The sequence below is a fragment of the Salinirubellus salinus genome (genome assembly GCF_025231485.1).
Lineage (GTDB): Archaea > Halobacteriota > Halobacteria > Halobacteriales > Haloarculaceae > Salinirubellus > Salinirubellus salinus.
This window is the reverse complement of record NZ_CP104003.1, coordinates 3,583,043-3,596,254: the sequence shown is the minus strand read 5'-3', so window position 1 is coordinate 3,596,254 and position 13,212 is coordinate 3,583,043. Positions and strand designations below refer to the sequence as shown.

The window sequence follows — 13,212 nt, the reverse complement described above, 5'->3', positions numbered from 1 at the left end:
CGCGGCGCCGCCGCGTGTGTCCGAGGTGGGGAAGGGTCGGCAGCCGTATCGCCCGCGTTCGCGGGCGACCGGCCGCTCGCTGGTCCGGCGGCGGAGTCAGTTGTACCGTGACTCGCGCATTTGCCTGCTGGCCGCACCACCCGAGACACCACGTGACCACCCCACCCGAGACACCGCACCGTGGTTCGCGCACCCGCCGCCGGGGCGAACCCACCACCCCACCGGCCCCGGGTACACCGAGTTACACCGGTGTCGCCACCGAACCTATGCGTCTCCCAGCCCAACGCACGACCACCGATGGTCAACATGTTCGTCGACGGCGAGTGGCGCACGGACACCTACGAGTTCAACGACGAGGAGGGTGAGTTCGACCGCCAGCCCACGTCGTTCCGTGACCGACTCGGCACCGAGGCGTTCCCTGCGGAGTCCGGCCGCTATCACCTCTACATCTCGCGGGCCTGCCCGTGGGCCCACGGCGCCTCGATGGTCCGCTCGTTGCTGGGACTCGAGGACCACGTCTCCATGGACATCGTCGACCCGTACCGCGACGAGATGGGCTGGCAGTTCACCCCCGAGAAGGACGACTGCACCGAGGACTCCATCCTCGGGGCGGACTACCTCGGTGAACTCTACACCGAGGCGGACCCGAACTACACCGGGCGCGTGACGGTGCCCGTGCTGTGGGACCGGGAGCGAGAGACCATCGTCAACAACGAGTCCATCGAGGTGATGGAGACGTTCTCGACGGCGATGCAGGAGCTCGGTAACGGTGTCGACCTCTACCCCGAAGACGTCCGCGAGGAGGTGGACGAGATGGTCGACCGTATCTACGAGCCCATCAACAACGGCGTCTACCGGGCGGGCTTCGCGGGCACGCAGGAGGTGTACGAGAAGAACGTGAACCGGCTGTTCGACGCGCTCGACGCCCTCGACGAGCGACTGGCCGACCAGCGCTACCTCGTCGCGGACGGCGAACGCCTGACCCTCGCGGACCTCCGCCTGTTCGCCACGCTGGTCCGGTTCGACCACGTCTACCACACGCACTTCAAGTGCAACCGGAGGCTCGTGAGCCAGTACGACCACCTCTGGCCGTACGTCCGCGACCTCTACCAGACCTCGGGCATCGCGAAGACGGTCAACGTGGACCACATCAAGGAGCACTACTACACGACCCACACCGACATCAACCCGACCGGGTTCGTCGCGGTGGGTCCGGACCTCGACTTCGAGGCGCCCCACGGCCGGGACGAACTCCCGGGAGGCCCGCCGGCGGAACTGGCGCCGACGCCGAGAGGCGACTGAACGGAGACGAGCGACTGGACGGACCGGACTGCGCCCCGAGTGTCGAACCGGCGCGTTCGGCACCGAATGTGACGTTCGACCAGAGATGTAGACACACCACACAGATAGCACCAGCGAGGTCGCCAGACGCTGACGAACCCCGGCCCCCGTTTCACGCAGTGTGATAACGTCCGACAGGGTTAAGTTCGGAGCGGATGTGTGGTGGGTATGGCCGACACGAAGCGTGGCCGCGTGCGCAAGTACCACCGCGAAGAGCGCCGGCAGACCGAACGCGAGATCGAACTCGCTCTCGAACGTGGGGACGAGGAGGTCGACTTCGAGGAACTCTACGAGGACGAGGAGATAGACCTCACGTAGCGGCCGACCGTACTCACTTCTCTGCGACCACTCACCCGAGTCCGAGTGACACGACCCGCCCGTCGCCGTACGGCACGTAGACCTCGTCGGCCCCGTCGCCGTCGAGGTCGGCCAGCGTGACGTGCGTGTAGACGGTCGAGTCCCGCTCGTACGTGGCGAGGACGGCACCGTCGACCGGGTCCAGCACCCGGACGATGCCGTCGTTCGTGACCGCCACCACCTCGTCGTCCCCGTCGCCGTCGACGTCGCCCAGCGACGGCGGCGGCGTCATCTGCACGTCGCCGGTGGTGAGCGTCGTCGTCCACTCCGTCTCGCCGCTGCTCGCGTCGAGCGCCCGCAGGACGCCGTCACGCGCCACGGCGTAGAGTTCGGGCTGGCCGTCGGCGTCGGCGTCGCCGAACGCCCGGACCGCGGCCAGTCGGTCGAACGTCCGGTTCCACTCGACCGTGCCGGTCGCGCCGTCGAACGCGACCACGTGGCCGTTGCTGGTCGCCACGAACACCTCGGTCGCGGGATCCCCGTCGGCGTCGCCGGTCGTCATCCACGTCACCGCGCCGCCGGCGGAGGCGTTCCACTCCGTGCGCCCGGTCGCACCGTCGAGCAGCCGGACCTGTCGGTCGTCGAACCCCGCGACCACCTCGGGGTCGCCGTCGGCGTCGAGGTCGGCGACGACCGGCTGGGCCCACGTGTACGCGCCGAACCGCCGGTCCCAGACCGTCGTGCCGTTCGCGGGGCGCTCCCGGCCGTCGCCGTCGGCACGGACCACGAACACCGACCCGGTCACGTCGAGGACGACCAGCTCGGGGTCGCCGTCGCCCGTCGCGTCGGCCACGACGGGCTTGGTGTAGCCGTAGTCGCGCAGGGCGAACGAGAACGTGAGGGTCCCGCTCGCCGGGTCGTGGGCGTAGACGCGGTCCTCGGTCGTCGAGGAGAGGACCGCCGGCTCTTCGCCCGGCCACGTCGCCACCGCGGGGTCGGCGACGGCGTGGATGGTGCAGTCGGCGGGCGGGACCGGGTCGTCCCACAGCACGGCCCCCTCGTCGTCGAGCGCGGCCAGCATACACCCCGTCTCGCCCGACCGGCCACCGATGGGGGCGAAGACGTACCCCTGCCCGTCGATGCGCGCGGCGGCGACCGCGTGGTGGTTCCCCTCGATGTCGCTGGGCGTGTCGCTCACCCAGCGCTCGTTCAGGGTCGACCCGGAGTCCACGACGGCGACGGCACCCACCCCGCCGAGGACGACGACCAGCGCGACCAGCGCCAGGACGGTCGGGAGACGCACGGGTCCCGTAGGGCCGCGGCGCTAAAGTCGCTGTCCACTCCCTCGCGGCGTTCGACGACCGGACCAGCGCCGCCACACACCGCCCGACCAGCATCCTCATGCCCGTCCCGCGAGGAGTCGCCGGCATGGGTCGTCCGTCCCTCGCGCGTCCGGTCACACTCGCGAGCACCGCGCTCGCCTTCCTGCTCGCCGGGACGGGCCTCGTCGCCGCCCACCCCGGCATCGGGACGAAGTTCGACGCGCCGCTCCCGCTCCCGCTGCTGTTCGCCGGGGCGGGGCTGACCGTCGCCGCGACGGCCGGCTACCTCGCCGTCGGAGAACGTGAGGTCCGGACCGGCGAGCGCGCCCTCGGCCGGCTCGGCCCCGGCACCGGCCGCGCGCTCCGGACACTCGGCGCCGGCGGCTTCCTCGTGCTGTTCGTCGCCGCGCTGGCCGACGGCGCCTTCGGCCGGCAGGTCCAGCTGGAGAACCTCGCCACCGTCTTCGTCTGGCCGCTCTGGCTGAAGGGGGTCGCGCTCGTCTCGGTGCTGGCGGGGAGCCCGTGGCGTGTCCTCTCGCCGTGGCACACGCTCTATCGCGGGCTCTGTCGACTCGAGGGTGACACCGTCGCGCTGCGCGAGTACCCCGCGTGGCTCGGCGCGTGGCCGGCCCTGCTGGGTGTGCTCGCGCTCGGGTTCGTCGAGAACCTCACCGTCCTGCCGCGTGACCCGCTCCTGACGGCGGCGCTGCTGGCGAGCTACGCACTCGCGATGCTGCTCGGTGGGGTCGCGTTCGGCCCGACGTGGTTCGACCGCGCCGACACGCTCGCGGTGCTCTACCGGCTGTTCGGCCGGGTCCGCGTGCTCGACGTCGAACGGACCGACCGCGGCGGGTACGCCCTGTCGCTCCGGCCGCCGTGGCGCGGCACGCTCGCGCCGGTACCTCCGGCGGAGGCGGCCGTCGTCGTCCTCGCGGTGTTCACGGTGAGTTTCGACGGGTTCCGCGAGACGCCCGAGTTCCAGTCGGTCGCCGGCGTCTTCCGCGAGACCTTCGGGCCCGGCCTCGGCGCGGCGCTCCCCGTCTACGGCCTCGGTGCCGTGCTGTTCCTCGTCGTGTTCGTCGCCGCCACGTGGCTGACGGCGACGCTGCTCGACGCCGACCCCGGTCGGACCACCGGCCGACTCGCCCCGACCGTGCTCCCCATCGCCGCCGCCTACGAGGTGGCCCACAACGTCGACTACCTGCTCGTCAACGCCGGGCAGTTCGGCACGCTCGTGGCCGGCCGCGTGGGCCTGTCACTCTCGGTGGATCCCACCGCGTGGCTCTCGTTGCCTGTCTACTGGGGACTGCAGGTCGCGCTGGTCGTCCTCGGGCACGTCGTGGCCGTCGTGGCGGCCCACGCCGTCCTCCGGCGGGGGGCCATCGGGCGACGCGACACGGGCGGAACGGTCGGGCGCGCACACGTCCCACTCACGCTCGTGATGGTGGCGTACACGCTCGTCTCGCTGTTCGTCATCTCCCGGCCGGTCGTGGCCTGAACCCCCGGACATCGACGGGTCGCTGCGGCCGTCGATTCGACGGTCGTACCAGACGCCTTTTGCGCGGATACGCACAACCGGGATGCAATGAGACGACGCACGTTCCTCGCGGCCGGGGCCGTCGGCCTCGCGGGACTCGCGGGCTGTACCTCGCTGGGGGGGACCGGTGACCCGACCCCGACGGCCACCGCGGAGCCGACCGACACCTCCACCGCCACCCCGACCGGCTCGGAGTCGGACCTGCCCGACGGCGTCTACGTCCAGAGTTTCCGCGAGTCGATGGCGATGCAGGGGACCGCCCAGAGCGGCGAGTTCGCCGCCGGCCTCATGTACGCCGCCCCGCACGCGTTCTGGAACGTCAACGGGACCGACCTCCAGAAGACCCCACGGACCGGCTCCATCCACCTGATGGCCGTGGTCTGGGACCCCGAGACGAGCACCGTCCTCCCGGAGACGGGCGTCACCGTCGAGATACTGCAGGACGACGAGCTGGTCAGTCAGGAGGTCATCTACCCGATGCTCTCCCAGCGGATGGGCTTCCACTACGGCGGCAACTTCACGCTCCCGAGCGACGGCGAGTACGTCGGGCGCGTCTCCATCGGCGGGATGAACGTCCGGCGGACCGGCGCCTTCCGGGGGCGGTTCGGCGAGTCGGCGACCGTCGAGATTCCGTTCGTGTTCGACGAGGCGGAACGCGAGAAGGTGACCGTCACCGAACTCGACGCCTACGGCGAGCGCGGCGCCGTCAAGCCGATGGAGATGGGGATGATGCCACAGGCCACCGCGCTGCCGGAGGCCGAGCTCCCGAACGTACTCGGGAAGCCGAAGAGCGACGACGCCGTCCTCCTCACGGGCACGAGCGGGGTGCCCGAGGGAGTCGAGGGGAGCGGCGAGTACCTCTACGTCTCGGCGCGCACCCCCTACAACGGGCTCGTCCTGCCGGCGATGGGGCTGGACGCCGTCGTCGAGGGGAGCGGCGGCACCACCTACGAGGGGCCGCTCGTCCGGACGTTCGACCCGGCCCTCGGCTACCACTACGGCGCGGCCATCGACGGCCGCGTCGAGGCCGGCGACACGGTCACGCTCGAACCGACCGTCCCCCCGCAGGTCGCGCGACACGAGGGGTACGAGCGGGCGTTCCTCCAGATGGATCCCGTCGAGTTCGGGGTCTGAGCGGACGACCCGGACTGGAACACGCTTTTCGCCCTCGCGTGCGGAGTCGGGGTATGGGACGGTCCCTCCCCGCCGTCGCGCTGGCGCTCCTCGCCTGTCTCGCGACGCTCGCGGCCCCCGCCCTCGCCCACGACGTGAACCACCTCTCGGCCGACCCCCAGGTGTCGGCCGACGGTACGGTCGTCCTCGAGTCGGCCTACGCCACGAGCGACGGGTTCGTCGTCCTCTACCGGGGGTGGGACGGCCGCTCGGGCGAGGTGGTCGGTGTCACGCCGTTCTCCGCCTCGCGCGTCGACGTGACGGAGGTCCCCGTGGGCGTGGACGACGCGGCGTGGGACGCCGTCGACGGGAACGCCACGGTGACGGCGGTGCTCTACGCGGACACCGACGACGACGGGACGTTCGACCCGGCCACGGACGACCCGCAGGTGTCGTTCGGCCGGGTGACGCAGGCGACGTTCGACGTGGCCCGCGGCGAGGCCCCGGCGTACGTCTCCGCGGCCGGGCTCGGCGCCCAGCGCTCGGCCGGCGAGGTGACGGTACGGGAGGCGGCACTCGCCGACCCCGGCCACCTCGTCCTGTCGCTCTCGGAGGGGGGCGAACCGGGCCGGACGCTCGGGCACGTCTCGCTCGACGCCGGCACCCACGAGGACCTCCGGGTGGAACTGGACCGCTCGTTCCTCGCGAGCCAGAACGACACGTTCGCCGTGTTCGCGACGGTCTACGCCGACGACGGTGACGGCGTCCTCGACGCCGACGACCGGCCCGTCAGGGCGAACGGGTCGCTGGTCGCCACCCGGTTCAGCGTCAGGCCGAGCGAGGGGCCGACGGACGGGACGCCCACGCCGGCGCTGGTGAACACGCCGACGGCGACGGAGACGCCCACGTCGACCGACAGGCCGACCACGCCGACAGCGACGGAGACCCGGACCCCGACGGCCGAGGACGGCGCCGGCTTCGGCCTCGTGGTGACGCTCGCCGCACTCGTCGCGCTCGCCGTCGCGCTCGGCTGGAACCGCCGGTGAGTCCCGAGCCGTCGCTCCCGGCTGGAACTGCCGGGAGCCACCGAGCAGTCCCCCGATTCGGGCGGAAATTGGAACAACCCTCTTGGACGAGCGACTGCAAGCCGTGGTATGCAACGGTCCGGCGCGCTCGTCCTCGCCGCCCTCCTCGTGCTGTCGCTGGTGGCCGTGACCCCCGCGAGCGCCCACATCAACGACGTGAGCGCCGACGCGCAGGTATCGCCCGACGGGACCGTCGTCGCCGAGTCGGCCTACGTCGCCAGCGACGGCTGGATCGCCGTGTTCGCCGACGCCGACCACACGGAGGTGCTCGGCTTCCGGAAGCTCGCTGCCGACGGCTTCCAGACGGACGTCACCGTCACCATCGACGCGGAGCACTGGGCCGAGTTCGACGAGCGGACCGTCCACGTCGCCCTGCTCGGCAGCGACGACGACGGCGAGTTCGAACCCGGCGAGGACGACCAGGTACTGACGACGTTCGGACGGCAGGCGAGCGAGGCCGTCCCGCTCCGGAAGGGACCGCGGGCGCTGGTCACCGAGGAGGCGTTCGCCCCCGACTGGGTGAACGAGAGCACGCTCGAGTTGCGTCGCGTCACGCTCCCCGAGGCGGGCCACGTCGTCGTCCGGAACGCCTCGACGGGGACCGTGCTGGGGAGCACCGCGCTCGCCGCCGGCACCCACGAGTCGGTGAACGTGACGCTGGACGAGGCGGCCGCGTTCGACGGCGACGGGGACTACCGCCTGCGGGCGACCCTCCACGGCGACGACGGCGACGACACCTATCGGGCGAGCGACCCCGGCGTGACGGCCAACGGGACCGTCGTCTCGACGCGGTTCCGGGTCCGTCGGTCGGGCCTCGCGACGGGGACGGTCCCACCGACCACCTCGGTCGGTGCGGGGACGGCGACCGGAGCGGGGACCCCCACGCCGACCGAGTCGTTCGTCAACACACCGACGGCGTCGCCGACGCCGACCGCCGCCGACGGCACCCCCGGGGACACGGTCGGCGGGACCGACACCGCCGGTGACGGCCCCGGCTTCGGCCTCGTCGCGGCTGTCGCCGGACTGGCAGGGACCGCGCTGCTGGCCCGACGCCGCGGCCGCCGCGGAGGGGAGCGATGACCGCCCCGCGACGCCCGGACCACAATCGGCTTACCGTCAGGGCCGCTAGGAGGGCCGATGGCGAACGAGTGGGTGCTGGCGGTGGTGCTCGCGCTCGGTGGGGTGGGGAGCGCCGGCATCGTCGGGCTGGCGCTCGTGGCGCTCGTCCAGCGCCGGTCGGTGCCCTACCTGCTGGTGACGCTGGCGCTCGTGACGCTCGGCGCGCGGGCCGTCGTCGGCGCGTTCTCGCTGCTGGGCATGCTCTCGATACCGACACACCACACCGCCGAGCACCTGCTGGACGTGCTGATGGCGGGGCTGGTCATCGCGGCCGTCTACACCGCCCGGAGCGCCCGGCGGTCGGCGGCCGCGGCCGACCGTGGCTACGGAGGTGGGGAGGATGACTGAGACCCGCGACCTGATCGCCGCTCGCGTTCGCGCGGATCCCGGGGTCCACTTCAACGAACTCGTCCGGGCGCTCGACCTCGCGCCGGGACAGGTCCAGTACCACCTCCGTCGGCTGGAGTGGGTTGTGGCGGCCGACCTCTACGGGCAGACCCACTACTACCCGCCGGGGTACGACGCGGACGAACGGCGGGCGCTGGCGCTCCTCCGCCGGGAGACGGCGGCGGACGTGGTGGCGGTCCTGCTGGAGGCGGGGGCGCTCCCGGCGACCGACGTGGCCGAGCGGGTCGGCATCGCCCGGAGCACGCTCTCGTGGCACCTCGACCGACTCACCGAGGCCGAACTGGTGCGCGATGACCGGGACGCCCGCAACCGGGTCGTGCTCTCGCTGGTCGACCCCGAAGGGACCGCCCGGCTGTTGCGCCGGGCCGAGCCCTCCACACCGGGGCGGCTGGTCGACCGGTTCACGCGGCTGGTCGACTCGTTACTGGCCGAGTGAGTCGGTGACACGGGGGTTTCGACGGTCGGACCAGAATCCCCTTTTCCGGCAGTCCACTAGGGACACCAATGAGACGACGGACGTACCTGACTGGCCTCGCGGGCGCAGGGGCGGCGGCGCTCGCCGGGTGTTCCGGCATCGTCGAGACACGAGCGATACCCTCCTCCCCACCGGTCCTCTCGAACCGCCCGAGTGCGGTCTACTTCCCCACCCACGTGGAGGGGATGTCGATGTCCGGGATGGGCAAGTCCGGCGAGTACCAGTTCGGGCTGATGTACTCGTACCCACACCGGTTCTGGAACGTCAACGGGACGAGCACCTCGATGACCGAGATACAGGAGGACGACGACGTGCACCTGATGGCCTCGGTGTGGGACCCCGAGACCGGGACCGTCCTGCCCGACACGGGCCTCACCATCGAGATCTCGAGGGGGGGCGAGCTCGTCAGCGAGGAGGTCATCTACCCGATGCTCTCGCAGCCGATGGGGTTCCACTACGGCGCGAACTTCGGGCTGGACGGCGACGGCACCTACACCGTGACGGTCAGCGTCGGTGGGGTGAACACGCGCCGGGTGGGCGGGTTCGAGGGCCGGTTCGCCGACCCCGCGAGCGCCGACATCGCGTTCGAGTACGCGCAGTCGGCCCGCGACGAGATACTGTTCGAGCGGACGATGGACCGCGCGGGCGAGGCCGCGGCGCGCCCACCGATGGAGATGGGGATGATGCCACTGTCGGTGCTCCCCGAAGCCGACGACCTGCCGGGGACCACCCGCGGCGAGACGAGTACGGGCGACGCGACACTCGTCGTCCAGTCGCTCGACACGGTGCCGTCGGGCGTCGACGGCGAGGGCGCGCAGTACCTCTACGTCTCGGCCCGCACCCCGTACAACCGGATGGTGGTGCCGGCGATGGGACTGGAGGGGACGCTCACCCGCGACGGCGAGACGGTGTTCGAGGGGGAACTGACCCGCACGCTCCACCCCGAGGCGAAGTACCACTACGGGGCGGCGGTCCCGAGCGTCGAGTCGGGCGACACGCTCGGCCTGTCGGTGACGGTTCCCCCGCAGGTGGCCCGACACGAGGGCTACGAGACGGCGTTCGTCGAGATGCCGGACACGGAGGTGACGCTCTCGTGAGCGTCCGAACGGCCGACCGGGCGAACGAGCGACCTTTGGTGTCGCGAGAACGAGCGTCGAACAGATGAGCGACACCGGTCCCACTCGACGCGAGGTGGTGAAGGCGGCCGTAGCCGTGGGCGGGGCAGTGGGCCTCTCGGCGTGCGTCGACGCCATCGGCGGCGAGTCGAGCGCCCCCGCCGGCCCGGACGACCTCTCGACGCTCCCCGAGCGCCAGCACGCCTGGAAGGGCCGCGTCCGCGAGGACGAGTTCGGCAACGAGGCGCTCCCACGCCACCAGACGCTGCTCTACCTGAACCTGACCGAGGAGCCGAACGCCGACGCTCGAGACACGGTCGAGGCCGCCCTCTCCACGCTCGACCGGGCGCTCGCCCGGAACCACGAGGGGCTGCTCCACTCCATCGGCTACTCCCCGGCGTACTTCGACCGGCACTACGACGAGTCGCTGCCCGAGGACCTCGACCTGCCGGAACCGCGGGCGCTCTCCTCGTTCGAGGACCCCGAACTCGACCGGCAGGACGCCCTGCTCCACCTCGCGACGGACAAGCCGGACCTCCTCCTCCGCGTGGAGGAGGCCCTGACCGGCGAGCGCGACACGCTCAACGGCACCAGCGTGGAGGCCGCGCTCACGGACGTGTTCGAGGTGGACGAGCGCCGGACGGGGTTCGTCGGCGCCGGGATGCCCCACGAGCGTGGCGACCAGATCGAGGGCGTGCCCGAGGGCAACCCCATCCCCGAGGCGAGTCCGCTGTTCATGGGGTTCAAGGCCGGGTTCGCGAAGAACCAGGCCACCGAGGACTACGTCACGCTCGACTCGGGGCCGTTCGCCGGTGGCACGACCAAGCACGTCTCGAACATCCGCCAGCGCCTCGCCGACTGGTACGGCGAGCAGTCCTACGAGGAGCGCGTGATGGAGATGTTCTCGCCGGGCCACGTCGAGCAGGGGCTCGTCGAGGGCGTCGGCGAGAACCTCGGCGACGACTCCGGTATCGACCAGTTCGTAGACGACATCGAGATCCACGCGCGCGAGTACGGCCGGGTCGGCCACGCCCAGAAGGCCGCCCGCGCCAACCGTGACGCCGACGGGAACCCGCTCCTCTTGCGCCGGCACTTCGAGAGCGCCGACGACGACATCGCCAGCCTCCACTTCCCGTCGCTCCAGACCGGCATCTCGCAGTTCGAGGCCGTCCGGCGGGCGATGAACGGCGAGGACATCCCACAGATAACGCCGGCCGTCCGACAGCGCGTGAACAACGGCATCCTCGAGTACATCTTCACGAAGAAGCGGGGGAACTTCCTCGTCGTGCCGCGGTCGCTGCGGGCGCTGCCGACGCCGACCGGTGAGGCGGAGTAGGCGGCGACCCGTCGTCCGGTCCCGTCCGGGCAGACACCCGACAGACGAGCGGCGGACGACTGCCAACACGTAAGAGCGAGCAACACGTAGCGCCGTCTCAACCGGATGGAAGAGAGCGTCGCGGGGTTCAAAGAACGGGGGTCGTGGGTCGACATCGTCGAACACGGCGAGCGAGTCACGCGGGCGCTGAAGGACGTGGCCGAGGAGGCCGAGGTGCCCGACGGCCCCCTCGCGGAGTGGGACGAGTGGCGTCCGAAGGTCGAGGAGCGACTGGACGAGGACGTCTCGGAGAAGACGGCCGAGAAGGCCGCCGTCGCCGAGGGCGAGGGCGAGAAGGCCGGCAAGGCACCCGACGAGGACGTCCAGACCGCCGGCGAGAAGCTCAGCGAGTCCTACGAGCATCTCGACGAACCGGACAAGGCCGTCGAGGAGGCGAAGGAGTCCATCGAGCACCTGAAGCGGGCGGTCGACAGCGCGGGCCGCAAGGCGATACGGAAGGTCGAGGGGGCCGTCTACAAGTCGGTGATGACGCAGGTGTCGCCGTACTACTTCGACAACGAACTGGTGAGTGCGAACCTCCGGCGCGCGGGGCAGGACGACTACGTGTTCGAGGTCAACGTCAACGACGACGACCTGAAGATACGGGTGTCGAACGCGCTGGCCGACCTCGAACAGACCGTCGACCGCTGGCATGTCGACACCGAGAAGGACACCGAGGCGGTGGAGGTGGCCGAGGGCGTCCCCGACGCCACGGAGGAGGCCGGGACCGACGGCCGCTCGCGACCGCACACGAACTGAGGCGGCGACCGGACCGCGGCAACGCCACGCGCCGACCGTAACAGGCATCCCTCTCCCACGCGCGGTTCAGCCACATGGTCGCGTTCTCGACAGCGGCGACACTCCTCGTCGCGGCGTTCGCCAGCCTGTTCATGGCGTGGGCCATCGGCGCCGGATCCTCGGGGTCGACGCCGTTCGCCCCCGCCGTCGGCGCGAACGCCATCGGCGTGATGCGCGCCGGCTTCGTCGTCGGGATCCTCGGTCTCATGGGCGCCGTCCTGCAGGGCGCGAACGTCACCGAGGCCGTCGGTCGAGAACTCATCCTGAACGTCACGCTCTCGCCGACCGCGGCGGTGGTCGGCCTGCTCACCGCGGCCGTCCTCGTCGCCATCGGCGTGTTCACCGGCTACCCCATCGCTACGGCGTTCACCGTCACGGGGGCCGTCGTCGGCGTCGGGCTCGCACTGGGTGGTGACCCCGCGTGGCCCAAGTACCGAGAGATCGTCACGCTCTGGGTCTCCGTGCCGTTCGTCGGCGGCGGCATCGCCTACGCCACGGCCCGCCTCCTGCGCGACGAGCGTGTCGCCGAACGGCTCGCGGTCCCGGCGCTCGCGGGCATTGTCGGCGTCATCCTCGTCAACGTGGAGTTCGTCCTGCTCGGGCCGGCCGGTGAGGCCGCGAGCGTCGCCGGGCAGGCCGCCGCCGGCCTCTCCGGGAACGGTGCGCTCGCCGCTCGCGCAGGCGTCTCGCTCCTCGCCGCCGGCCTCGTCGGGAGCGCGCTCTACCGCGAGATGGTCGCCGACGAGGCGCGGGGCCAGCGCCGGTTCCTCCTCGTCCTCGGCGGCCTCGTCGCGTTCTCCGCCGGCGGGTCGCAGGTGGGACTGGCGCTCGGGCCGATGCTCCCGCTCCTGGACGACCAGGCGTTCACGCTACCGCTCACACTCCTGTTGCTCGGTGGCGGGCTCGGCCTGCTCGCCGGGTCGTGGACCGGCGCGCCGCGGATGATAAAGGCGCTCGCACAGGACTACTCGGCGCTCGGGCCACGGCGCTCCATCGCCGCGCTCATCCCCTCGTTCGCCATCGCGCAGACGGCCGTCTTCTTCGGGGTGCCCGTCTCGTTCAACGAGATCATCGTCAGCGCCATCGTCGGGTCGGGCTACGCGGCGGGCGGTGCCGGCGTCTCCGGGCGGAAGATGGGGTACACGGTGCTCGCGTGGCTCGGGTCGCTGATACTCGCCGGGACGGTGAGTTACGGGCTGTTCCTCGCGGTGGACGCCGTGCTGTGAC

General features: G+C 71.5%; 13 protein-coding genes. 12 read left to right on the top strand and 1 reads right to left on the bottom strand.

Features of this window, described 5'->3' with window-relative positions; genetic code table 11:
* Positions 1-297: 297 nt before the first annotated feature.
* Together N0B31_RS18930 and N0B31_RS18925 are read left to right on the top strand one after the other, a co-directional pair.
* On the top strand, positions 298-1,302 hold the full coding sequence (locus N0B31_RS18930; protein WP_260593173.1) for a glutathione S-transferase family protein: 1,005 nt from the start codon (positions 298-300) through the stop codon (positions 1,300-1,302).
* Positions 1,303-1,509: 207 nt separating this feature from the next.
* Complete coding sequence (locus tag N0B31_RS18925) at positions 1,510-1,659, top strand: hypothetical protein (protein ID WP_260593172.1); 150 nt, start codon at positions 1,510-1,512, stop codon at positions 1,657-1,659.
* A 31-nt stretch (positions 1,660-1,690) separates the two neighbouring features.
* On the opposite strand, the gene N0B31_RS18920 is transcribed toward N0B31_RS18925, so the two are convergent.
* Positions 1,691-2,941, bottom strand: a complete 1,251-nt coding sequence (locus N0B31_RS18920) for an FG-GAP-like repeat-containing protein (RefSeq protein ID WP_260593171.1) — start codon at positions 2,939-2,941, stop codon at positions 1,691-1,693.
* Positions 2,942-3,066: 125 nt separating this feature from the next.
* Between N0B31_RS18920 and N0B31_RS18915 the strand changes: the two genes are divergently transcribed.
* The 10 genes from N0B31_RS18915 to N0B31_RS18870 all read left to right on the top strand — a co-directional run bounded on the left by N0B31_RS18915 (position 3,067) and on the right by N0B31_RS18870 (position 13,211).
* The gene (locus N0B31_RS18915) at positions 3,067-4,458 is read left to right on the top strand and encodes a hypothetical protein (protein WP_260593170.1); all 1,392 of its coding nucleotides are present in this window, start codon (positions 3,067-3,069) and stop codon (positions 4,456-4,458) included.
* An 87-nt stretch (positions 4,459-4,545) separates the two neighbouring features.
* Entirely contained in the window at positions 4,546-5,631 is a 1,086-nt protein-coding gene (locus N0B31_RS18910) for a DUF7350 domain-containing protein (RefSeq protein WP_260593169.1), read from the top strand.
* Positions 5,632-5,684: 53 nt separating this feature from the next.
* Positions 5,685-6,656, top strand: a complete 972-nt coding sequence (locus N0B31_RS18905) for a DUF7282 domain-containing protein (RefSeq protein WP_260593168.1) — start codon at positions 5,685-5,687, stop codon at positions 6,654-6,656.
* A 108-nt stretch (positions 6,657-6,764) separates the two neighbouring features.
* On the top strand, positions 6,765-7,775 hold the full coding sequence (locus N0B31_RS18900) for a DUF7282 domain-containing protein (protein ID WP_260593167.1): 1,011 nt from the start codon (positions 6,765-6,767) through the stop codon (positions 7,773-7,775).
* A 57-nt stretch (positions 7,776-7,832) separates the two neighbouring features.
* Positions 7,833-8,162 (top strand): DUF7471 family protein, encoded by a 330-nt coding sequence (locus N0B31_RS18895; protein ID WP_260593166.1) that lies wholly within the window; start codon positions 7,833-7,835, stop codon positions 8,160-8,162.
* Complete coding sequence (locus N0B31_RS18890; RefSeq protein ID WP_260593165.1) at positions 8,155-8,658, top strand: winged helix-turn-helix transcriptional regulator; 504 nt, start codon at positions 8,155-8,157, stop codon at positions 8,656-8,658. The genes N0B31_RS18895 and N0B31_RS18890 overlap by 8 nt, the downstream gene beginning before the upstream one ends.
* Positions 8,659-8,726: 68 nt before the next feature.
* On the top strand, positions 8,727-9,794 hold the full coding sequence (locus N0B31_RS18885) for a DUF7350 domain-containing protein (protein ID WP_260593164.1): 1,068 nt from the start codon (positions 8,727-8,729) through the stop codon (positions 9,792-9,794).
* 64 nt (positions 9,795-9,858) lie between these two features.
* Positions 9,859-11,148, top strand: a complete 1,290-nt coding sequence (locus N0B31_RS18880) for a DUF7405 family protein (RefSeq protein WP_260593163.1) — start codon at positions 9,859-9,861, stop codon at positions 11,146-11,148.
* A 105-nt stretch (positions 11,149-11,253) separates the two neighbouring features.
* Entirely contained in the window at positions 11,254-11,946 is a 693-nt protein-coding gene (locus tag N0B31_RS18875) for a DUF5828 family protein (RefSeq protein WP_260593162.1), read from the top strand.
* A gap of 74 nt (positions 11,947-12,020) precedes the next feature.
* Positions 12,021-13,211, top strand: a complete 1,191-nt coding sequence (locus N0B31_RS18870; protein ID WP_260593161.1) for an inorganic phosphate transporter — start codon at positions 12,021-12,023, stop codon at positions 13,209-13,211.
* The last annotated feature ends 1 nt before the right edge of the window (position 13,212 follow it).

What these genes read in the sequence shown, in the direction of transcription:
- N0B31_RS18875 (WP_260593162.1), top strand. Translation starts at nt 11,254, where the DNA reads ATGGAAGAGAGCGTCGCGGGGTTCAAAGAACGGGGGTCGTGGGTCGAC.
- N0B31_RS18890 (WP_260593165.1), top strand. Translation starts at nt 8,155, where the DNA reads ATGACTGAGACCCGCGACCTGATCGCCGCTCGCGTTCGCGCGGATCCC.
- N0B31_RS18915 (WP_260593170.1), top strand. Translation starts at nt 3,067, where the DNA reads ATGGGTCGTCCGTCCCTCGCGCGTCCGGTCACACTCGCGAGCACCGCG.
- N0B31_RS18895 (WP_260593166.1), top strand. Translation starts at nt 7,833, where the DNA reads ATGGCGAACGAGTGGGTGCTGGCGGTGGTGCTCGCGCTCGGTGGGGTG.
- N0B31_RS18900 (WP_260593167.1), top strand. Translation starts at nt 6,765, where the DNA reads ATGCAACGGTCCGGCGCGCTCGTCCTCGCCGCCCTCCTCGTGCTGTCG.
- N0B31_RS18880 (WP_260593163.1), top strand. Translation starts at nt 9,859, where the DNA reads ATGAGCGACACCGGTCCCACTCGACGCGAGGTGGTGAAGGCGGCCGTA.
- N0B31_RS18925 (WP_260593172.1), top strand. Translation starts at nt 1,510, where the DNA reads ATGGCCGACACGAAGCGTGGCCGCGTGCGCAAGTACCACCGCGAAGAG.
- N0B31_RS18905 (WP_260593168.1), top strand. Translation starts at nt 5,685, where the DNA reads ATGGGACGGTCCCTCCCCGCCGTCGCGCTGGCGCTCCTCGCCTGTCTC.
- N0B31_RS18870 (WP_260593161.1), top strand. Translation starts at nt 12,021, where the DNA reads ATGGTCGCGTTCTCGACAGCGGCGACACTCCTCGTCGCGGCGTTCGCC.
- N0B31_RS18910 (WP_260593169.1), top strand. Translation starts at nt 4,546, where the DNA reads ATGAGACGACGCACGTTCCTCGCGGCCGGGGCCGTCGGCCTCGCGGGA.
- N0B31_RS18930 (WP_260593173.1), top strand. Translation starts at nt 298, where the DNA reads ATGGTCAACATGTTCGTCGACGGCGAGTGGCGCACGGACACCTACGAG.
- N0B31_RS18885 (WP_260593164.1), top strand. Translation starts at nt 8,727, where the DNA reads ATGAGACGACGGACGTACCTGACTGGCCTCGCGGGCGCAGGGGCGGCG.